This window comes from Bacillus sp. LJBS17, from assembly GCF_019334685.1.
GTDB classification, from domain to species: domain Bacteria; phylum Bacillota; class Bacilli; order Bacillales; family Bacillaceae; genus Bacillus; species Bacillus subtilis.
In genome coordinates, this window is sequence record NZ_CP079759.1 from 2,933,528 (window position 1) to 2,954,756 (window position 21,229).

General features: G+C 43.7%; 21 protein-coding genes and 1 other annotated feature. Of the genes, 7 read left to right on the forward strand and 14 right to left on the reverse strand.

The annotated features are described in order from the left end of the window. Positions 1-1,146 (reverse strand): cysteine desulfurase family protein, encoded by a 1,146-nt coding sequence (locus KXZ66_RS15190; RefSeq protein WP_021480314.1) that lies wholly within the window; start codon positions 1,144-1,146, stop codon positions 1-3. A gap of 194 nt (positions 1,147-1,340) precedes the next feature. Between KXZ66_RS15190 and brnQ the strand changes: the two genes are divergently transcribed. Continuing rightward, positions 1,341-2,678, forward strand: coding sequence for a branched-chain amino acid transport system II carrier protein (gene brnQ, locus KXZ66_RS15195; RefSeq protein ID WP_003229322.1), 1,338 nt, complete (start codon positions 1,341-1,343; stop codon positions 2,676-2,678). A 95-nt stretch (positions 2,679-2,773) separates the two neighbouring features. Here brnQ and ezrA read toward each other — a convergent pair whose 3' ends face one another. After that, positions 2,774-4,462, reverse strand: a complete 1,689-nt coding sequence (gene ezrA, locus KXZ66_RS15200) for a septation ring formation regulator EzrA (RefSeq protein ID WP_003229320.1) — start codon at positions 4,460-4,462, stop codon at positions 2,774-2,776. 196 nt (positions 4,463-4,658) lie between these two features. Between ezrA and hisJ the strand changes: the two genes are divergently transcribed. Continuing rightward, positions 4,659-5,465, forward strand: a complete 807-nt coding sequence (gene hisJ / locus KXZ66_RS15205; protein ID WP_029318252.1) for a histidinol-phosphatase HisJ — start codon at positions 4,659-4,661, stop codon at positions 5,463-5,465. On the opposite strand, the gene refZ is transcribed toward hisJ, so the two are convergent. Further along, complete coding sequence (refZ, locus tag KXZ66_RS15210; RefSeq protein WP_014477663.1) at positions 5,462-6,085, reverse strand: transcriptional regulator RefZ; 624 nt, start codon at positions 6,083-6,085, stop codon at positions 5,462-5,464. The two genes, hisJ and refZ, sit on opposite strands and share 4 nt — an antisense overlap. Before the next feature lie 126 nt (positions 6,086-6,211). Here refZ and KXZ66_RS15215 point away from each other — a divergent pair, with 126 nt between their 5' ends. Continuing rightward, positions 6,212-6,703, forward strand: a complete 492-nt coding sequence (locus KXZ66_RS15215) for a GAF domain-containing protein (protein WP_041851097.1) — start codon at positions 6,212-6,214, stop codon at positions 6,701-6,703. Between the two features lie 37 nt (positions 6,704-6,740). On the opposite strand, the gene KXZ66_RS15220 is transcribed toward KXZ66_RS15215, so the two are convergent. Continuing rightward, the gene (locus tag KXZ66_RS15220) at positions 6,741-8,480 is read right to left on the reverse strand and encodes a diguanylate cyclase domain-containing protein (protein ID WP_041851098.1); all 1,740 of its coding nucleotides are present in this window, start codon (positions 8,478-8,480) and stop codon (positions 6,741-6,743) included. A 294-nt stretch (positions 8,481-8,774) separates the two neighbouring features. On the opposite strand from KXZ66_RS15220, the gene rpsD reads away from it, so the two are divergent. Continuing rightward, the gene (gene rpsD / locus KXZ66_RS15225; protein ID WP_003229304.1) at positions 8,775-9,377 is read left to right on the forward strand and encodes a 30S ribosomal protein S4; all 603 of its coding nucleotides are present in this window, start codon (positions 8,775-8,777) and stop codon (positions 9,375-9,377) included. Positions 9,378-9,398: 21 nt separating this feature from the next. Here rpsD and KXZ66_RS22645 read toward each other — a convergent pair whose 3' ends face one another. The 3 genes from KXZ66_RS22645 to acsA form a co-directional block, all read right to left on the reverse strand. After that, positions 9,399-9,527: a small protein SR7P gene (locus KXZ66_RS22645; protein WP_015714524.1), complete on the reverse strand. Its 129-nt coding sequence runs from the start codon at positions 9,525-9,527 to the stop codon at positions 9,399-9,401. A 129-nt stretch (positions 9,528-9,656) separates the two neighbouring features. Then, positions 9,657-10,925 (reverse strand): tyrosine--tRNA ligase, encoded by a 1,269-nt coding sequence (gene tyrS, locus KXZ66_RS15230; protein WP_014480566.1) that lies wholly within the window; start codon positions 10,923-10,925, stop codon positions 9,657-9,659. 50 nt (positions 10,926-10,975) lie between these two features. Next, positions 10,976-11,212 (reverse strand) — a binding site (T-box leader). Positions 11,213-11,266: 54 nt separating this feature from the next. After that, positions 11,267-12,985, reverse strand: coding sequence for an acetate--CoA ligase (acsA, locus tag KXZ66_RS15235; protein WP_004399030.1), 1,719 nt, complete (start codon positions 12,983-12,985; stop codon positions 11,267-11,269). A gap of 160 nt (positions 12,986-13,145) precedes the next feature. Between acsA and acuA the strand changes: the two genes are divergently transcribed. Genes acuA through KXZ66_RS15250 form a run of 3 tightly spaced genes read left to right on the forward strand, consistent with a single transcriptional unit; the run spans position 13,146 to position 15,609 of the window. Further along, positions 13,146-13,778 (forward strand): acetoin utilization protein acetyltransferase AcuA, encoded by a 633-nt coding sequence (acuA, locus tag KXZ66_RS15240; protein WP_014480567.1) that lies wholly within the window; start codon positions 13,146-13,148, stop codon positions 13,776-13,778. 26 nt (positions 13,779-13,804) lie between these two features. Then, positions 13,805-14,449, forward strand: a complete 645-nt coding sequence (locus KXZ66_RS15245) for an acetoin utilization AcuB family protein (protein WP_003229294.1) — start codon at positions 13,805-13,807, stop codon at positions 14,447-14,449. After that, on the forward strand, positions 14,446-15,609 hold the full coding sequence (locus KXZ66_RS15250; RefSeq protein WP_015714526.1) for an acetoin utilization protein AcuC: 1,164 nt from the start codon (positions 14,446-14,448) through the stop codon (positions 15,607-15,609). The genes KXZ66_RS15245 and KXZ66_RS15250 overlap by 4 nt, the downstream gene beginning before the upstream one ends. A 10-nt stretch (positions 15,610-15,619) precedes the next feature. Here the strand turns inward: KXZ66_RS15250 and motS are convergent, their stop codons facing one another. The 7 genes from motS to KXZ66_RS15285 all read right to left on the reverse strand — a co-directional run bounded on the left by motS (position 15,620) and on the right by KXZ66_RS15285 (position 21,069). Then, positions 15,620-16,348 (reverse strand): flagellar motor protein MotS, encoded by a 729-nt coding sequence (gene motS, locus KXZ66_RS15255; RefSeq protein ID WP_015714527.1) that lies wholly within the window; start codon positions 16,346-16,348, stop codon positions 15,620-15,622. Next, on the reverse strand, positions 16,338-17,156 hold the full coding sequence (motP, locus tag KXZ66_RS15260; RefSeq protein ID WP_015714528.1) for a flagellar motor protein MotP: 819 nt from the start codon (positions 17,154-17,156) through the stop codon (positions 16,338-16,340). Before motP ends, motS begins: the two co-directional genes overlap by 11 nt. A gap of 62 nt (positions 17,157-17,218) precedes the next feature. Then, positions 17,219-18,223, reverse strand: coding sequence for a catabolite control protein A (gene ccpA / locus KXZ66_RS15265; RefSeq protein ID WP_003229285.1), 1,005 nt, complete (start codon positions 18,221-18,223; stop codon positions 17,219-17,221). A 275-nt stretch (positions 18,224-18,498) separates the two neighbouring features. Then, positions 18,499-19,575, reverse strand: coding sequence for a bifunctional 3-deoxy-7-phosphoheptulonate synthase/chorismate mutase (locus KXZ66_RS15270; protein ID WP_003223454.1), 1,077 nt, complete (start codon positions 19,573-19,575; stop codon positions 18,499-18,501). 235 nt (positions 19,576-19,810) lie between these two features. Then, positions 19,811-20,137: a bacillithiol system redox-active protein YtxJ gene (gene ytxJ / locus KXZ66_RS15275; protein WP_015714529.1), complete on the reverse strand. Its 327-nt coding sequence runs from the start codon at positions 20,135-20,137 to the stop codon at positions 19,811-19,813. Between the two features lie 23 nt (positions 20,138-20,160). Further along, complete coding sequence (locus KXZ66_RS15280; RefSeq protein WP_004398549.1) at positions 20,161-20,616, reverse strand: YtxH domain-containing protein; 456 nt, start codon at positions 20,614-20,616, stop codon at positions 20,161-20,163. Between the two features lie 30 nt (positions 20,617-20,646). Then, the gene (locus KXZ66_RS15285; protein ID WP_003229276.1) at positions 20,647-21,069 is read right to left on the reverse strand and encodes a DUF948 domain-containing protein; all 423 of its coding nucleotides are present in this window, start codon (positions 21,067-21,069) and stop codon (positions 20,647-20,649) included. Positions 21,070-21,229 lie beyond the last annotated feature (160 nt).

Consider the following 21,229-nt stretch of genomic DNA (forward strand, 5'->3'; position numbering starts at 1 on the left):
CTACCTCATCATTTTCCTTAATTTTTTGATGCCAGGACGAAGCGCGTTCATAAACGGTTCTGCCACATCGCTTGTCTGGCTGTAATTTAAACTGATTCTGATGCTGCTTCCGGCAATCTGCTCTCCTTTGCCCATCTCTAAGAGAACCTTGCTGGGCTTATGTTCTTTTGCCGAGCAAGCCGATGTTGTGGAGACGAAAATATCCTGTTCCTCAAGCATGTGTAAAAGCACTTCCGCTTTAATCCCCGGTACAGAGAAATTAATAATGTGCGGCGCGCTATTCATTTGAGGCGTGTTGATAACGACGCCCTCAATTTCACTCAGCCTTTTCATAAACAATTCCTTTGCGGCAGTCATCGTGTCAAGCCGTGTGTCAAAATCAGCAGAGGCAAGATTAATGGCCTTGGCAAGCGAAACCGCTCCAGCAGTATGTTCTGTTCCGGCCCGTATGCCTTTTTGCTGAGAGCCTCCCGTTATGAGCGGAATAAGGCGTGTTCCTTCTTTTACAATAAGTGCGCCTGTCCCCTTCAGCCCGTGAAATTTATGCCCGGAAATTGAACATAGATCAATGCCGGCCTTTTCAATTGCCAAGGGCACTTTATAGATGCCCTGCACATAATCGACGTGGAACAAAATGTTCGGGTGCTTCTTCAGCACTTCCCCTGCCGCTTCAATCGGCTGCACGGAACCGACTTCATTGTTCACATGCATCATGCTGACAAGCACGGTATCGGGACGGATGGCTGCTTTTAGATCTTCAATAGAAACAAATCCGTCTTCATTCACAGAAAGATAAGTGATATCAAACCCGAACAACTCTTTCAGCTGTTCTAACGATTCCGTAACGGATGGATGTTCAATAGAAGTGGCAATGATATGTTTGCCTGTTTTTATCTTTGACAAAGCCGCTCCTTTTAAAGCCGCATTATTGGCTTCTGTGGCGCCTGACGTAAATACAATATCATATTTTTTTAGGCCTAAGGACCTTTTGATTTGATTTTTGGCTGCTTGAAGCAGCTGTTCCGTTTCGGCTCCATATCGGTGCAAAGATGAAGGATTGCCAAAGTATCGGCTGCTTGTCTGTTCATATACGTTCAAGACTTCATCGTAAGGCTTAGTCGTTGAACTATTATCTAAATATATCATCTTTTTTACTCCTTTATGAAAGCGGTACAAGGTATGATATTTATGTTACCATAACAAAATTTAATAGAAAATTACGAAAAACTAGTATTGACTTCTAATTTTTTTACCATATAATAAGATTTGTTCGTTTCGTCATATTATCTGACAATTAATTGACAGAATATTTTAACATAATTATTAGGAGGATTTTTTTCATGAAACACTCACTGCCTGTCAAAGATACCATTATTATTGGTTTCATGCTATTTGCGTTATTCTTTGGAGCAGGAAATATGATTTATCCGCCGGAACTTGGACAAGCAGCCGGACACAACGTCTGGAAGGCCATCGGCGGATTTTTACTGACAGGGGTAGGCCTGCCGCTTCTCGGCATTATCGCCATCGCATTAACCGGTAAGGACGCTAAAGGCCTTGCTGACAAAGCGCACCCTGTTTTCGGCACAATCTTTACTGTCGTGCTTTATTTATCAATCGGACCATTATTCGCCATCCCGAGAACAGGAACTGTTTCATATGAAATTGGCGCTGTTCCATTTTTGACTGGCGTACCAGAAAGACTTTCTTTATTAATATTTACACTTATCTTTTTCGGTGTTACGTACTATTTAGCGTTAAACCCATCCAAGGTTGTCGATCGAGTCGGAAAAATTCTGACTCCCATCAAATTCACAATTATTTTAATCATTGTTCTCAAAGCCATCTTCACGCCGATGGGCGGATTGGGCGCCGTGACAGAAGCATATAAAGGAACACCGGTTTTTAAAGGATTTTTAGAAGGCTATAAAACAATGGACGCACTTGCTTCAATTGTATTTGGCGTTGTCGTTGTAAATGCTGTAAAAAGCAAAGGCGTCACACAGTCTAAAGCTCTTGCTGCAGCCTGCATTAAAGCAGGTGTGATTGCCGCTTTAGGCCTGACTTTCATTTATGTATCCCTTGCTTATTTAGGTGCAACAAGCACAAATGCCATTGGTCCTGTTGGTGAAGGAGCTAAAATTTTATCTGCGTCTTCCCATTATTTATTCGGTTCATTAGGCAACATCGTACTCGGAGCAGCGATTACAGTCGCATGTTTAACAACAAGCATCGGCCTTGTCACATCTTGCGGCCAATATTTTTCAAAACTTATTCCGGCATTATCATATAAAATTGTCGTTACGATTGTCACGTTATTCAGCTTGATCATTGCGAATTTCGGACTCGCGCAAATTATCGCGTTTTCTGTTCCTATTTTATCAGCTATCTATCCGCTTGCCATTGTCATTATCGTTCTTTCCTTCATCGATAAGATCTTTAAAGAAAGACGCGAAGTGTACATCGCATGCTTGATCGGTACAGGACTTTTCAGTATTTTAGACGGTATCAAAGCAGCCGGTTTTTCACTTGGATCTTTAGATGTGTTTCTAAATGCGAATCTTCCTCTTTACAGCCTCGGCATCGGCTGGGTGCTTCCAGGAATCGTCGGAGCGGTTATCGGCTATGTGCTGACCTTATTCATCGGACCATCCAAACAGCTTAATGAAATAAGTTAATGTCACAGAACGCCTGCGTTATTGCGCAGGCGTTTTGTAATGAAAAAAAGAGCCTGCTCATTACACTGCGGGCTCTTTTTCATGGTCGTGATTATCTAAGCGGATATGTCAGCTTTGATTTTTTCAACTGCACCTGGCGCAGCCTTTTCTACAGCGGCAGCTGCAATTTCATAAGAGTCGTCATAATCAAAAGCATAAAAACGTCTTTCCGCTTCTTTCAGCTGTTCAGATAAAATGTGATTTTGGCTTCTGAACCGGTTTCCGAACTGAATGATTTTTTCAATGAGGATGACCTGCTCGACAAGTTCCTCTGATTCCCGGCTTGCCCTGTTGACGATATCTTCTGCTTGTTTCAAATGGGCTCCGGCTTCTTCCATATTTAATGGAAGTTCGTTTAGTTGATTGACTGTTTCTTGAATATGATGATGCGCGTTCTCCAGCATCTCTTGAATATGGCTCGGAATGCCTGGAATGTTGCTAGTCTTCAGCAGTCTTGCTGTCTCAGAAATTGTTTTTTTCAAATTGCTGAGCGTCTCCCTCGCCTGAAGCTCTTCTTTTCTCAGCGCTTGCAGGTTTTCACGATACTCGGCATGCTCTTTTTTCACTTCTTCAATTTGCTTCTCTATTGAAGCAACTTCTTCTACTAAAAGTGAGTAGGCGACATGCTCTGCATCGAGCTTATCTTTAACGGATGATAGCAGCTTCCCAATTTCATCAAGGCGCTTTTCAAAAGCCTGCTGTTTGCCGAGCTCACCGGCTGTCAGCCTGTAGCTTTCCTTCACCAGCTCAGTTTCCGCTTTCGTATGCTCTTTCTCTTCTTTAAGCTTGTCGTAAGCAATAATCAATTCAGGCATTTTGCTTAGTACGGATTGACCGGCTTCAACTTCGCCCTCCAGCTGCTGATAAACAGATTGAATATTTTCGTCAATGAGCTGCAGGATTGCGGACGCTTCATCAATATCCAGCTCAGTCATCAGGACATGTTCCGCTCGTTTCAGCTGGTTTGACAGATTTTCTAATTCCTTATCAAGCTGGATATGCTCAAGCTTGTACCCTTTTTCTTTCATTTCGCCATAGCCATCCTTGAGCTTTGCAATCTGTCCAGGCACCGTCTGTTTACAGTCAGCTAACAGCTTCGGCACATCATCTATGTATGACTGAAGCCGTTCAAGATTGCGGTCCTGCTCAAGCAGTACTTTTCGTGCAGTAATATAGTTTCCGCCTTCTGTTTCTTCTTCAAATTGTTTGATGCCGCTCCAAATTTCGTCCAGATCCTTTTCAAGGCTGTCATAAAGCTCCCCGTAAAGGTGGCTGTAAGCCAGCAGGTTTTTTCGAGATTTCGAATAGCGCTCCCTCACCTGTTCAATCTCTTCACGGCTCTTTTCCTCACTTGTGACAAGATCGCTGATTTCCCGAAGAATCTTTTCAATGCTTGATTCAGCCGCTGTCAGCAGGTCGTCGATATGAACGAGCACTTGATTGGCCTTTTTAAACCGGTATTTGTCTGCATTTTCCTCGGCATCATAAAGGAGCTCTTCAACTTTCGGCATGTGGGCTGTGACAATCTCGTCCCATTCTTCACGCCACTTCTCAAAGAACTCTTCTGTCTGACCCGTCATTTTTAAATGTTTTATTTTAGACATTTCTTCCACGATCGACCGATTCAGAATTTCAATCTTCCACGATTCCAGCCGGTCGATTTCGGCGTAGATTTTTTTCCTGAAAAAGTAGCCTGCCGCAAACAGCGCAAGCAGTACAATTAATAATCCAATGACAAACTCCATAATGAGCCCCCTTGCTGTTTACCTTAATCTGTCAGGGTGTTTTATTTATTCAGAAAGATTTCAGGATATGTATTGAGAAAAACTGTCGTTTTCATTGTTATTATGATACCATGTAACAAACATTTTTTGACCAGAAATCAAAAACTTTTTGTGCAAAATCGGCAGGATTTGACTATTTTTTCATGGGGTGACATCAATGCAAAAGCGAGACGGACATATTCACACACCATTTTGCCCTCACGGCTCCAATGACACACTCAGACAATATGCAGAAGAAGCCTTAAAAAAAGGGTTCGAATCGATTACTTTTACCGAACACGCCCCATTGCCGCCCTCTTTTACCGATCCCACGCCGCTGAAAGACAGCGCGATGGCGCAAGCTTCTTTGGAACGCTATATTCATGAAATTTCCGGATTAAAAAAAGAATATCGCGGACAGCTTAGCATACGGACAGGGCTTGAAGTCGATTATATCGCTGAATTTGAAGACGAAATTACATTATTCCTGGACACATACGGGCCATATTTAGATGACAGCATCTTATCCGTTCATTTTTTGCGCACAGACTCTTCCTATCTATGCCTTGATTATGACGAGCATACCTTCAAAGAGCTGATTTCAGCCTGCGGAAGCATTGAAGCGGTATATGAACAATATTACCGGAGTATCTATTCTTCCATTGTAGCATCTCTCGGCGTTTATAAGCCAAAAAGAGTCGGTCACATCACACTCGTCCAAAAATTCATCAAGCTGTTTCCATACAGCATGTCAGAGCATATTCGCGGCCTCGTTTCCCTGTGCTTAAATGCCATTGAAGAAAACGGAATGGAGCTCGACTTCAATACTTCCGGCTTAAGAAAAACTTACGCTGGCGGTATTTATATCGAGGATTGGATGCTGAATGAAGCGAAGCAAAAGAAGATCCCGCTTGTGTTTGGGTCTGATGCCCATCAAGCGGGAGATGTCGGATATGCGTATGAGACGTTTTTGGAACGGTGCTAATTGGTGAGCGCCACGTCTCCTGTCCGGAAGACGCTTCTGATCCAAATCTTGATTTCTTCAAAATACATTTTATAAAAATACGGCTCGTGCGGCTGCATGTAGAGTACTTCTGAAATATATTGAGGCTGGAGATAGGGCATCATCAAGAGAGATTTTAATTGGAGAATAAAATGAGGCAGCGGCAGCGTTAAATATTCACGCTGTTTTTCTCCTTCCTCAATGATCAGCTGGAAGATATACTTTTCCTTCATTAGATATGTCGACATAATTTCCCTGATTAATGTGGAGTCAATTGTGACTTCCCGGTAGACAAAACGAGTTAATTGACGATGATTATGCTGATAGGATAAAATATCGAAAACCAATTGAAGAAGCTGTTCCTGCGTGCTTTGAGAAGAGATATTGCTTGCCGCTGTTTCAAGCGTTTTGCTGTAGCCTTCGTAAAACTCTGAAACTAAGTGTTCCATCAAACCTCCTTTGCCTTTAAAATAGTAGGAGATGTGCGCAACATTTACATCAGCTGACTTTGCGATTTCACGGACAGACGTGCCAGAAAATCCTTTTTGGTTAAAAAGCATGACAGCAGATTCAATAATTTTGTCTTTGGTGCTTACTTTCATACGGCTCACTCCTTCCTCTTGATATTATTCAAGCAGGAAGCCGCTGTTCCTGTAAGAACTTATCGACAAATGCCGGCAGAAAAGCCGGAACTTTGTTTTATATTATAGAAAAAGTGAGGGTTTTCCATGTTCCATGTCGAAAAACAATCTGGAGATAAAGAAAAAGACTATCAGCTTCTGCTAAAACAGCTCGAAGCCATGACCGAAGACGAAACAGACCAAATAGCTAACTATGCAAATGCCTCAGCACTGCTGTATCATTCGCTGCCTGAAGTCAACTGGGCGGGTTTCTATTTTGCCAAAGAAGAGGATGGACAGCTTGTGTTAGGTCCGTTCCAAGGCCTGCCGGCATGTGTTCGGATTCCTTTCGGCAGAGGGGTTTGCGGCACAGCGTACGCAAACGGAAAAGTGGAACGTGTTGAGGATGTAAACGCGTTTCCGGGACATATCGCCTGCGATGCAGCGTCTCAATCAGAAATTGTGCTTCCGATTCGAGTAGACGAAAAAATTGTCGGCGTCTTAGACATCGACAGCCCAGTGAAAAACCGTTTCGACGAAATTGATGAAAAATACTTAACTCAATTTGCCGAAACGCTAGAAAAAGCGTTAGCGCAGTAATATAAAAGCCCAAAACTGATATCGTTTTGGGCTTTTTTTATTTTATTGAGTCATGAACCATCAAGCGGTTTTTCCCGCTCCGTTTCGCGCTGTAGAGCGCTTCGTCTGCCTCATGCACAAGCTCTTTCAGCGATTTTCTTGTTTCTGTCGTCCAGCAGGAGATACCGCAGGAAATGGTTACCTCGGGTTTCGTATTTTTTCTGACCGCGTAAACCAGTCGCTCAGTAATCCGTTTCCCCACTGCAACCGGCACATTTGGCAAATAAATCGCCAGCTCCTCGCCTCCCCAGCGGGCACCGACATCATGCTTTCGGATGTTGCTTTTAATCACTGAAGCGACTTGAATTAAAATCTCGTCCCCAGTCTGATGGCCGTACGTATCATTTACATTTTTAAAATTATCAATATCAACAAGAATAAAAACACCCTTTTGGTGGATTTTCATGCTGTATTGAATTTTTTCATCTAAATACACTCGTGAATACAGTTCAGTCAGCTGATCTGTTTTCACAAGGTGCTCAAGACGGTCGCGAAGCATTGAATTGGTTACAGCCAGTGTCGCGTGATGAATCAGCGCCTGAAACAGCTTGTACATTTCAAATGTAAAAGCGTACAGCTCCTGTTTCAATAAAACCGCAAAGCCCAGAAGCCGGTCGTTTTGAATCATCGGAGCAGCCATCAGCGAGCCGTACCCCGCCTTCCCAAAAACAGACTGGCCATTCCCGATGAAAACCCCTTTTTCACCTTCATACAGCTTTTCTTTCAGCTCATTATAAAAATCTGACGGTTTCGCTTCTTTAAAAAATGCTGTGCTGCCTGGAAGCAATGTTAGGTTTTCAAAATGGTCTATATGAAAAAATCCCACTTCTTCTGCCTGAAACGATTCTGCCATTCTCACAGCCAGATCATTCATTGTATCAGTCAGTGTCAGCCGCTGATTCAGGCGGCGTGATGTTTCATTAATCAATTCCAAATTTGCGATGCTTGCTTTGGATTGTTCGTAGAGCTGGGCATTTTCAAACGCTTTTCCCGCCGCGTTTGCTAACAGCGACATTTCATCAAGGCAGGCATCAGTAAGAAAGCTGTCACCCGTTCCCTCAGCCTTCAACACCCCGTATGTGCCCTGCTGTCCTTTGATCGGAATATAGGCGACAGATTCATTTTTCCGCAAAATGTCTCCGGACAAATACACTTTGAGCGCAAAGGAATCGGATTTTTCCCCTTCCATATACAGCTCTTTTGCAGGTATCCCTAAACATTGGTCTTGATCGTGCGATATAAATAAAGAAAACTCAAAAAGAGAAAATGTGCTGGTCAAGCTTTCTAAAAGCTGCTTCAGCACATCTGTCTGATCAAGCAGTGAATGGAACAGCTCTGTCATTTTGTATATCTTTTTTTGGTAGATCGTTTTGTTATAGAGTCTTTCCTGTTTCATCGACTGGTTTAAAAATGAAGCAACCACGTCCGGAAGCCCTTCAGGAATCTCTTCATCCTGCCTGCACGCAAGATGAAAACGCCTGCCGGAGCCGTCCTCAATCAGATAACATGAAGCGTTTATTTTTGAAGCGGAAAAACGCGCTTCACCATCTGCCAATTTTGTCACAAAGCCTGATGGTGACGGTGTAAGCGAAACACAAAGGGTTGAAAAATAGGTTTGAATAGCCGAAGTCAGCCATATGAAAGAGTCGGTGAATGTGACTTTTTCAGATTTGGTTAATAAAAAATCGAGCATATGATAATGAAAGGCGGATAATTGATCTTTAGTTTGTTCTACCATATTTTTATCACCTAAAAGTTTACCACTAATTTTTGTTTATTATATCATAAACGGTGAAGCAATAATGGAGGAATGGTTGACTTCAAAACAAATAAATTATATAATGACCTTTGTGTGAAATATTGCAGCCTTTTTGTTCAGCTTCTATGTTTTCATTTTGTTCCTTATCAATAAGGTGTATCGTGTAACTCTCTGCTGCTGGAGCGAGGATACATGAAAACAAAATGTGCATGGTCGAATAGAGCAGACGGTTTTTATTTTCCACAAAAATAAAACCAAAGGAGGAGTCACATTATGGCTCGCTATACAGGTCCATCTTGGAAACTGTCCCGCCGTCTAGGAATCTCTCTTAGCGGTACAGGAAAAGAATTAGAAAAACGCCCTTACGCTCCAGGTCCACACGGTCCAGGACAACGTAAAAAATTATCAGAATACGGTTTGCAATTGCAAGAAAAGCAAAAGCTTCGTCACATGTACGGTGTAAACGAACGTCAATTCCGCACTTTGTTTGACAAAGCTGGCAAACTAGCTGGTAAACACGGTGAAAACTTCATGATTCTTTTAGATTCTCGTCTTGATAACGTTGTGTACAAGCTAGGTTTAGCACGTACTCGCCGTCAAGCTCGCCAATTGGTTAACCACGGTCACATTCTTGTAGACGGAAGCCGCGTTGACATCCCGTCTTACCTTGTGAAACCTGGTCAAACAATCGGTGTTCGCGAAAAATCAAGAAACCTTTCTATCATCAAAGAATCTGTTGAAGTGAACAACTTCGTTCCTGAATACCTTACTTTCGACGCTGAAAAGCTTGAAGGTACTTTCACTCGTCTTCCTGAGCGTTCTGAACTTGCTCCGGAAATTAACGAAGCGCTTATCGTTGAGTTCTACTCTCGTTAATCGTTTTAAAAACCCCTGCCGCTATGCGGTCGGGGTTTTTTTATCGTCTGTTTCGTCATTCGCCTCTTGCTGGCCAACACTATCTTGCGCCTGCTGATCCCAGTAATCCTGCTGCAGCCGTTCTTTTGCAATCGTACACATGAGATTCACACTTTAGCGCTCCTTTCATTTAAAAGGTGGTGATTGGTCGTGTTTGCCCTATCTAATATACTCTTTTCCTTTCATTCCTATGCGGTAAACAAAAAGATCCTTTGCCTTCAGTGGCAAAGGATCTTTTTCTTATTTATACGTCACAAGGAAGTATTTTTTCTTCCCGCGGCGCAGAACAGTAAATTGATTTTCGATACGGTCTTCTGCTGATAGGGTATAATTGATTTCCGTCTGGCGTTCGCCGTTAATGTAAACAGCTCCATTTTGGATGTCTTCACGCGCTTGGCGTTTAGAAGGAGATAATTTAGATTGCACCAACACATCTACAAGTGAAAGCTCTTGGGTGCTGTCAACTTCCATAGAAGGAACATCTTTAAAGCCTACCTTTACATCTTGAGCGGAAAGCTCTTTAATATTGCCGCTGAACAGCGCTTGGGAGATGTTGATGGCTTGCTCCAGCGCCTCGCGTCCGTGAACAAGCGATGTCACTTCTTCTGCCAGGCGTTTTTGCGCTTCACGTTTTTCTGGCGCCGTTTCTGTTTTTTCAGCGTACGCTTCAATTTCCTCTTTTGAAAGGAACGTAAAGTATTTCAAGTATTTGACAACGTCACGGTCGTCTGTGTTGATCCAGAATTGATAGAATTCATATGGCGATGTTTTTTCTTTATCAAGCCAGATCGCACCGCCTTCCGTTTTTCCGAACTTCGTGCCGTCTGCTTTTGTGACAAGCGGAATCGTAAGACCGAACGCTTTTGCTCCTTCTTCTTCCGATTTTCTGATCAGTTCAAGACCGGCTGTGATGTTGCCCCACTGATCGCTTCCGCCGATTTGCAGTTTACAGTTTTTGTCTCTGTAAAGATTTAAGAAATCATAAGATTGAAGAATCATGTAGCTGAATTCCGTGTACGAGATGCCGGATTCAATTCTTGAGCTGACCGTATCTTTTGCCAGCATGTAATTGATGCCGAAATTTTTACCAACGTCACGAAGGAAATCGATCACATTCATTTTGCCGATCCAGTCAAAGTTGTTCGCGATGACAGCTGGGTTTTCTGCTGCTTCAAAATCTAGAAATCTGGACAGCTGGTTTTTGATTTTTTGGGACCATTCGGATACGATGTCAGCAGTGTTTAATGTACGCTCTGCTTTTTTTCCGCTTGGATCACCGATGAGGCCCGTCGCGCCCCCCACAAGCGCAATCGGATGATGCCCTGCAAGCTGAAAACGGCGAAGTGTTAAAATAGGCAGCAGGTGTCCGATATGCAAGCTGTCTGCTGTCGGGTCAAAGCCTGAGTACAAGCGGATTTTTTCTTCATTCAGCTGTTTATTTAACCCTTCTTCATCTGTCATTTGCTGAATCAATCCGCGGAAGGATAAGTCTTCAAGTAAGTTAGTCATAAGATAAAGCTCCTTTTTTGATTAAAATAAAAAACGCCCCTTCGTTTACACGAAGGGACGATTGATTATCGCGGTACCACCCTACTAATAAGAGAATGCAAACATTCGTCTTATCACTTTGCCTGATAACGGATCAGGTCCGTTCTTTCACTACTGAAAGCCTGGCCGGCTTTGTTTGCAAAAGCGGTTCATGAGTGTATTCGATATATCCGTCTGTGCTGATTTTCACCGGCCATCAGCTCTCTGGAACGTAAGGATATTCTACTTGTCTCAATCTTTACCTTTTCATATGAAGCTATATCATTTTTAACATAAATAAAATCCTGTGTCAACGCCGCCTTTTAATCCTCCATTGTTGACAGATCTCCAGCCGGCAGATTAAGCTCCCATGCCTTCAGCACGCGCCTCATGATCTTTCCGCTTCGGGTTTTCGGAAGCTTATCTTTAAATTCGATCTCACGCGGAGCCGCATGGGCTGCAAGACCCTGCTTTACAAATAGGCGGATCTCTTCTTTCAGTTTATCAGACGGCTCAAATCCTTCCCTGAGTGCAATAAAAGCTTTAATGATTTCTCCACGCACCGGGTCAGGCTTTCCGATTACGCCTGCTTCTGCAATAGCCGGATGTTCGACAAGCTTGCTTTCCACTTCAAATGGGCCGACGCGCTCACCGGAGGTCATGATGACGTCATCAACTCTGCCTTGGAACCAAAAGTATCCCTCTTCATCCATGTAAGCAGAATCCCCAGACACATACCAGCCGCCCGGCATGAAATACGATTCATACTTTTCAGGGTTATTCCAAATGGTATGCATCATGGAAGGCCAGCCCTTTTTGATGGCGAGATTGCCCATTCGGTACGGCGGAAGCTCGTTGCCTTGATTGTCAACGATCGCTGCCTCCACTCCTGGAATCGGCTTACCCATTGAACCCGGTTTAATATCCATGCAAGGATAGTTGCAGATAAGCTGACTGCCCGTTTCTGTCATCCACCATGTATCATGAATTCGTTTGTTAAAAACTTTATGTCCCCATCTGATGACTTCCGGATTTAGCGGCTCACCGACACTGAGCACATGCCGGAGTGAAGTTAGATCATATTTCGCAGCCATTTCATCTCCCGCTCCCATCAGCATCCGAAAAGCGGTCGGCGCGCTGTACCAGACATTGACGCCAAGCTGTTCAATCGTACCATACCAGCTTTCCGGGCTGAAACGTCCGCCGACGATGACATTTGTCGCTCCGTTCAGCCACGGTGCAAAAATGCCGTATACCGTACCTGTCACCCAGCCTGGATCAGCCGTGCACCAATAAATGTCTTCTTCCTTTAAATCAAGGACCCACTTTCCTGTTTGATATTGCTGAATCATCGCTTCATGGACATGCAGCACGCCCTTTGGCGTACCAGTGGAACCTGATGTATAGTGAAGCAGAAAGCCGTCTTTTTTATCCATCCATTCGATATCCAGTCTTGTGCTTTCCTGTTTCGCTGCTTCATCATAATTGATGATATTCGTGCCGCTCTCAGCCTCTCCCCCGACTACGAAGACATGCTGCAAGTGAGGCAGTTTGTCTACCGGTATTCTCTCCAGCAGCTCAGGTGTTGTGACAACAACCTTTGCCTCACTGTTTTCAAGCCGATCTTTCACCGCTCCCTCCATAAATGCTTCGAACAGCGGCCCGGCGATGGCGCCAATTTTGATTGCGCCAAGCATAATAAAATAAAGCTCGGGTGATCTCGGCATAAAAATAAAAACGCGGTCCCCTTTTTCCACATTTCCATACCGTCTCAGCACATTCCCGGCTCTGTTTGATTCTTCCTTCATTTCTTTAAATGTGTATTTTTCATCCCTTTTTGCGTCTTTATAATAAAGCGCTACTTTGTTTTTTCGAAACGATTCGGCATGGCGGTCAATCGCTTCATACGCCGCATTCAGTTTCCCTGTCTCATGCCAAGAGAAATGTTTCTCTGCCTCGGCCCAATCAAAATGCCGGTACGTTTCTTCATAGTTTTTTAAGTTATGATCCCCCTCTATTGCTGGTAACGCTTTCAAATTCATGCCCAAACATCCCCCTTTGCTGAAGTTGTCACAATTATTATAGTATATATTCATATTCTTCTCAATTTTTAAAATATAAACCATGTTGAAAACGCTTTATAATTTGGTATTCTTAAAGAAGGCATGTATTTTTGATAAGAATTGATGGGACGGTGAATTAGTGGAACATCATAAAACATACCATTCAGCAAACATCAAAACAGCAACCGGCTCTTTACTGATAGAAGGGCCTGTCTCTCCAGAGGATTTGGCAGGTTATGAGTTTCATAAAGATTTAACCGCATTTCGCCCGCCTCGTGAGCAGCATGAAGCGCTAGTCGACATTGCAGGCCTTCCCGAAGGGCGCATTATTATTGCCAGAGATGGCCGAACCATTATCGGCTATGTCACGTATTTATATCCTGACCCGCTCGAAAGATGGTCTGAAGGAAATATGGAGGATTTGATTGAGCTCGGAGCCATCGAAGTAGCGCCGGACTATCGGGGATGCGCTGTCGGAAAGACGCTCCTGACCGTCAGCATGATGGATGAACAAATGGAAAACTACATTGTGATGACGACAGAATATTACTGGCATTGGGATTTAAAAGGGATGAAAAAAGATGTGTGGGAATACAGAAAGATCATGGAAAAGATGATGAATGCAGGCGGATTGGTCTGGTTTGCAACGGATGAGCCGGAGATCAGCTCCCACCCTGCAAACTGTCTGATGGCCCGCATTGGAAAAAACGTCAGCCAAGAATCAATTGAGCAATTTGACAGGCTCCGTTTTTATCATCGTTATATGTATTAACTGACACTGGCAAAGGGGAAAAAATAATGATTGTTGAGCAAATCATGAAAAGAGATGTCATTACATTAACGAAGACGGATACGCTTGAAACAGCAATATGCAAACTGAAGGAATTCCATATCAGGCATCTGCCTGTTGTAGATGAAGAACGACACGTGATCGGCATGATTACAGACAGAGACATGAAACAGGCCAGCCCGAGTATTTTTGAAGAAAACAAACGAAGCCTATTTCTCACACGAAGCGTAGATTCAATTATGAAAAAGGATGTTGTCTGCGCCCACCCGTTAGATTTTGTCGAAGAAATATCAGCCGTGTTCTACGAGCATGGCATCGGCTGCCTTCCAGTGGTGCACCATCAAAAATTAATAGGCATTTTAACAAAAACCGATTTGCTGCGGACGTTTGTCAAATTGACAGGCGCTGACCAGCCGGGATCGCAAATTGAGATAAAAGTAAACGACATCACCAAAAGCCTCGCTGAGATCAGCAGTCTTTGCCAAGACCTTCAAGTGAAAATATTAAGCGTGCTTGTTTATCCGCATGACGATCCCGGTGTAAAAGTGCTTGTCTTCCGTGTAAAAACGATGAATCCGCTGCCGTTTTTGCAGGCATTACAAAGAAATGGACACCACGTCGTATGGCCGTCAGAGCAAAGGGACCTGCTATGAGAGACAGTGTATTTATCTATTCTCCATCCTACCAAACCTATATGTTTCATCAGGAGCATCCCTTTAATCAGCAGCGGGTTCTGTTAACATATGATTTGCTTAAGACGATCAATGCCTTTGATGATGGAGACATTGTCACCCCCAGACTCGCTTCAGAAGAGGAGCTTTCCCTTGTCCACACGGACGATTACATTCAGGCCGTAAAGCTTGCGGGCGCCGGAAAGCTTCCCGCTGAAGAAGGAGAAAGCTACGGGCTCGGCACTGAAGACACACCCGTCTTTGCCGGCATGCACGAAGCGGCATCACTCTTGGTCGGCGGCACTTTAACGGCCGCAGACTGGGTCATGTCAGGACAAGCCCTGCATGCGGCAAACCTTGGCGGAGGGCTTCATCACGGCTTTCGTGGGAGAGCTTCAGGGTTTTGCATATATAATGACAGCGCTGTGGCGATTCAATATATCCAGAAAAAATACAGATCCAGGGTACTTTATATTGATACCGACGCCCACCACGGGGACGGTGTGCAATTTACATTTTACGATAATCCTGACGTATGCACGCTGTCCATTCATGAAACAGGAAGGTATTTATTCCCTGGAACCGGTCAGATCCAAGAAAAAGGAAGCGGAAAAGGATATGGCTATTCCTTTAATATCCCGCTTGACGCTTTTACAGAGGATGATTCTTTTCTTGAGGCTTACCGGACAGCAGCTTCAGAAGTCGCCGCTTATTTCAAGCCCGATGTCATTATCAGCCAAAACGGCGCCGATGCCCATTACTACGACCCGCTGACGCATTTATCAGCAACAATCAATATATACGAAGAAATCCCCCGTCTTGCACACACTTTGGCTCATCAATATTGCGGAGGGAAATGGATTGCAGTCGGAGGCGGCGGATATGATATTTGGCGTGTCGTGCCCCGCGCCTGGGCCAGAATATGGCTTGAAATGAAGGGAATTGACCCGGGACACGAGATCCCGCCGGAATGGATTGCTAAATGGCAAAAACAATGCCCCGTGGCCCTTCCGTCGAGCTGGAGCGATCCGGCTGATTTATATCCTCCGATTCCCCGCAAGCCTGAAATTACAGAAAAAAATGCCCAAACTGTCAGCAAAGCATTATATGCGATACGTTCTGAACAGCAAAGAACAAAGTAAAAAACGACCTTTACGAAGAGGTCGTTTTTGATTTTTTGATCACTATTTCCACACGCCGATTTTCCTTCATGTGTTCATTTGTCTTGTTATCCTTTACCGGCTTTGTATCCGCATAACCGACAGCAATAAAGCGCTTGGAGGGAAGCTTCTCTTTAGACGTGAAGTATTGAATAACTCCACTCGCCCGTGCTGCTGATAGCTCCCAGTTCGACGGGTATCGGTATGTCGAAATGTTTCGGCTGTCTGTATGTCCCTCCACCTGAATGTCATTTGGAATGGTTTGAAGAAGAACGGCAATTTGGTGAAGAAGTGTTTCGGCATTTTTCAGCACCTTTGCCTCACCTGTATCAAACAGCACAGCCTCCTGAAGAACGAGCACGACACCGCGTTCATCCCGTTTGGCTGTCATTTGGGCCTTCAAATGATTGTCTTTTATATATGTATTTACTTTCTTGAGAAGCTGATCCTGCTGATCCTCTTGCTTCTTCGTATCAGATGGGGATGTATTCTTTTTTTCTATGGATGTTTGGTCCGGCTGAAGCCCGTTGCCTTCCTTCTGGATCGAGTCCACCGCCGCTTTAAATTTTTGCAGATCGATTTGGGACATCGAAAAGAGTAAAATAAAGAACACAAGGATCAAGGTGATCAGATCTGTAAAGGTTACCATCCAGCTGGATGAAGATTGACTGTTTTTTCCGCTTCCATTCCTTCTGCCAAAACGTTCTCTTCTAAGCTTCATGTACAGATCCCTTTTTTGTTTTTACTTGTTTTGGCTGCTTCTTCCATTCTTCCCGTGAGCTGAAAACGACCAGCTGGCTTTCAAGGTTGCGCGGGTTTTTTCCGGATTGAACACCGATAATCCCTTCCACCATTACCTGCTTGATGAAAATTTCACTTTCTGTTTTCTCTTCAAGCTTAGCCGCGATCGGGTTGAAGACCATATTTGCCAGTAATGAACCATATAAAGTCGTCAGAAGCGCAATGGCCATGTTTGGTCCGAGCATATGCGGGTCGTTTAAGTTTTTGAGCATCAGCACAAGCCCGACGAGTGTTCCGATCATTCCCCACGCCGGAGCGAATTCTCCCGCTTTTTCAAAAACTCGCCGCCCTTTTCGGTGCCGTTCCTCCATTGCTGCGATTTCTGAATCCATGACGAGCCGAATCGTTTCTTCATCCCAGCCATCAATCGCTAAAAGCAGCCCTTTTTTCAAGAATGGATCTTTGATTTCCCGAGCCTGATCATCCAATGATAAAAGCCCGTGTTTTCGCGCGTGATCGGAAAGGGAAACAAAGGTTTTCACAAGATCTTTCACATTGTCTTCCTGGCGGATGAATGCCTGCTTTAACACAGAGGGCGCTTTTTTCAGCTCTCTTGGCGGAAAACTGATAAAAACAGCGGCGCAAAGTCCCCCTGTTACGATGAAGAAAGAGGTCAGATCAAGAAAAGAGCGGAAACCGCTTACTCCAGATCCCGAAATAATCCCGATAACAATAATAATCGTTCCTAACACAAATCCAACAGGTGTAAGATAATCAAAACGTTTCATCATTTCTCCCCATGAAAAAAGCAAGAATTCACCATAAAGGTGAAGCTTGCTCTTAGTTTTTCTTATGACTTGGTTGACTTTCTTAGCTCTATACGGTGCGGCAGTTCGACGATATGCTCTTCAACCGGCTCTTTATTCATGAGCTTCGTCAGCAGTCTCATCGCAACGGCGCCAATATCATATGTCGGCTGAACAACTGTTGAAAGCTGCGGACGAACCATGAGGCTTAATCTTGTATTATCAAAGCCGATAATGTCGAGATCCTCCGGAATGGATAAGCCCTGATCCTGAGCGGCATGGATAATGCCGAGTGCCATTTCATCAGTTGCAGAAAGAATGGCTGTCGGTTTTTTATCCAGGCTCATCAGATGCTGCAGTGCTTCGAGTCCGGAATCATATGTGTAATCCCCTTCAGCTACAAATTGTTCATTAAACGGAAGGTTCGCTTCTTCAAGCGCACGTTTGTAGCCTTGGAGTTTTTTTGAACGGTTGATCGGTTCTGCCATTGGTCCGGAAACGAATGCGATGTCTGTATGTCCTTTATCAACCAAAAGCTTCACAGCATCATAAATCGCCTGTTCGTAATCGATAGCGACTGACGGTGTTTCCTCCTGCTCTTCTACAGAAGCGGCAAGTACAATCGGCACTGGGGAACGCTTAAATTCCGCCACATGCTCGTCCGTAATGTTTCCGCCCATAAACACGATGCCGTCCACTTGTTTGCCGAGCATTGTGTTTAACAAGTGCAGCTCTTTCTCCATGTTTTGGTCAGAGTTGCTCAAAATAATATTGTATTTATACATTGTCGCGATATCTTCAATTCCGCGTGCAAGCTCTGAATAGAAAATGCTTGAGATATCGGGAATGATGACACCTACAGTTGTTGTTTTTTTACTTGCCAGCCCTCTTGCCACCGCGTTTGGACGGTAACCGAGACGTTCAATGGCTTCCAAGACTTTTTTCCTCGTTGTCGGTTTTACATTCGGGTTGCCGTTCACGACACGGGAAACGGTTGCCATGCTTACATTAGCTTCTCTCGCTACATCGTAGATCGTAATATTGCTCATCCTAAAACCACTCCTTTTACTGGATACACTTATCCTTATCTATAGCATAAACACTTTATGTAGAGAAATGTCATAATGTCCGAATTTATGTCGTTTATGATTTGTAAGCGTAAGTCAGTAGTGTACATTATTTTTCATTATTCATCAAATTTAATTACTTCTCATGAAATTATACACGTTTTTATAGATGATGAAAACGTATACTTGGTTTTTATAACTAAATAAACGAGAAAGCATAAAAAAAGGCCGCAGGCGCGGCCTTTTGGATTGTTCAATTAAGCGTTGACTTTCACCATTGGCTTCAGTTCATTCAGCCATTTTTCGAATTCAGGAATCGCCATTTGCTGAGCAGAGTCAGAAAGTGCGACCGACGGATCAGGGTGAACCTCAGCCATTACGCCATCTGCACCGATCGCTAAAGCGGCTTTAGCTGTCGGAAGCAAGAGGTCACGGCGGCCTGTTGAATGCGTAACATCAACAAAGACTGGCAAATGCGTTTCTTGTTTCAAAATCGGCACAGCTGAAATATCCAGCGTGTTTCTCGTTGCTGTTTCATATGTTCTGATTCCGCGCTCACAAAGGATAATTTGGTCATTTCCTTGTGACATGATGTATTCAGCAGCATTGATGAATTCAGAGATCGTTGCAGCAAGACCGCGCTTCAGAAGCACTGGCTTTTTCACGGCGCCGGCCGCTTTCAGCAATTCGAAGTTTTGCATGTTGCGCGCTCCGATTTGAATGACATCAATGTAGTCCAGCGCTTCTTCGATATGAGCCGGAGTTACGATTTCACTGATAACCGCCAGATCAAATTCATCCGCTACACGTTTTAAAATTTGAAGGCCTTCAACACCAAGCCCTTGGAAATCGTATGGGCTCGTACGAGGCTTAAAGGCTCCACCGCGCAAAATTTTAATCCCTTGTTTTTTCGCAGCCGCAGCGACTTCAGCTACCTGCTCATAGCTCTCTACCGCACATGGGCCTACAATGAATCTTTGCTGGCCGTCTCCGATTTTTTCGCCTTTGATATCAACAATTGTATCTTCAGGTTTTTTCTTGCGGGAGACAAGCAGCGCTTTGCTGTGATCTTCTTCCTGAAGCTCTAAACCGGCTTTGAATATCTCTTTAAAAATGTGCTGGATGGTTGAATTTTCGAACGGCCCGTCATTGTTTTCAATGATATTGTTTAACATTGTGCGTTCTCTGACAGGGTCAAATCGGTTGACACCCTGTGCTTCCTTCGCTTTACCGATCTCTTTTACAACATTGCCGCGTTCGTTGATTAGTTTTAAAATTTGTAGGTTTAATTCGTCTGCTTTCTGCCTTAAAAGCTCTAACTCTGTGTTGCTCATTTTTTTCATCCTTTCCCTGCACATTCATTTTTTATTTTGTAGTTATCATGCATCTTACTATAAGTAATTCCAAATGGAAATACTGAAATACAAAAAATTTTATAAAAACTCTACTTTATTACCCAAACGCTTTTAAGTGATAAAGTAATCTATGAAGCTATCCTACATGATGTGAGGGCAATGTTCAAGGGTTTTTTACAAAAAAAAGCGCCAGATGATATCTGGACGCTTTTTTCTATGACAAATGCTGCTCAATAGCGGCTTCTGTAATTTGTGAATGTGAGGTATGCCATTTCACTTCACCGTTCTGGATGATGAATACCTGAGGGCTTTCATGCTTGACCCCATATGTTTCTGCAATGAAATTGGACAGCGGCCGGGCTTCTTGTACTTGAAGATAGTAAGCCGGCACATCCTCATGCTGATTTGCAAAGGCATCAAACTCATGAAATGCTGCCTGGCTGATCGGGCATGTGGTGCTGTGTTTAAAGAAGACGAAAACGCCTTCCTGTTCTGCAATCCGTTTAAATTCTTCCTCAGATTGAATAAGCTGTTTAGCCATGACTCAAGCTCTTCCTTCCCTGCTCAGCGATTCAACTGCTCAGCCTGTTTTTGTGCATCTTTCAGTTCGTCTTTTACATCTTCTTTCGTCTGGAGGACTTGATCTTTTGTTTCATCGGCTGCCTGCATTGCTTCTTCCCTCATATCCTGCATTGCAGTCGATGAATCCGTTTTGTCAGATTTGGAACGGTCTCTTAAATCCTTTACCTTGTTCATGATCTGCCCAGACTGATCCGCTACAAGCTGTGTGATGTTGGAAGTTTTGTCTTTTGCGATGCTGACATATTGCGTGCCTTTTTCCTTCGCATCTGCCGTCATTTTATCAGTTTTGTCCCGTAAAGCAACAGCTTGGCTGCCAAGATCGTCGCGAAGTTCTTTGCCTGATTTAGGCGCTAGAAAAAGAGCTGTAGTGGCACCGATGATTCCCCCGATTAAAGTTCCGATTAAAAAATCTTTACTATTAATTCCATCTTTGCTCATCATTATTCCTCCTCTTAGTATTTTTTTCTCTTACAGGGCTGATTTTTTCTTTTGCTTCCATTTCTCCCAAATTTCCATTGCTGCTTGACTCCATGTGACAACTTGATTGATCTTATCTTGATTTTCTCTAACTGATGCCGATACAGACCCTGCCGCTTGTTTCATGGATGTATTGAACTGCTGTACAGAAGCTCCCACTCCTTGAACAGCATGAACGACCGTGTTCAGCTTTTCTGATTTTTCCTGAATATCTTCAGCCAGGCGGTTGGTCTTATGTAAAAGCTCGGCTGTTTCAGTTGTGATGCCCTTCATTTGTCCCTCCAGCCCTTCAAGAGTGGATGCGACGTTTTTTAGTGTCAGCTGCAATGACTTCAATGTTTTAGACAAGTAGATCACTAATACGAGAAATGCAACTGCGATGAGTGCAACGCTCAAATAAAGAATAATAATCATCTCAAACCTCCTTGCTGCAGGATATACTGCTGTTTACCCGTTTTCTTCAATCATAAACATGTGTACTGGGCTGTATACATACTATTCTCCGTTATGTAAGAAAATCCTTTAATAAGCTTTCCCATCAGATAAATAAAAAGCAGTGAGATCACTGCTTTTT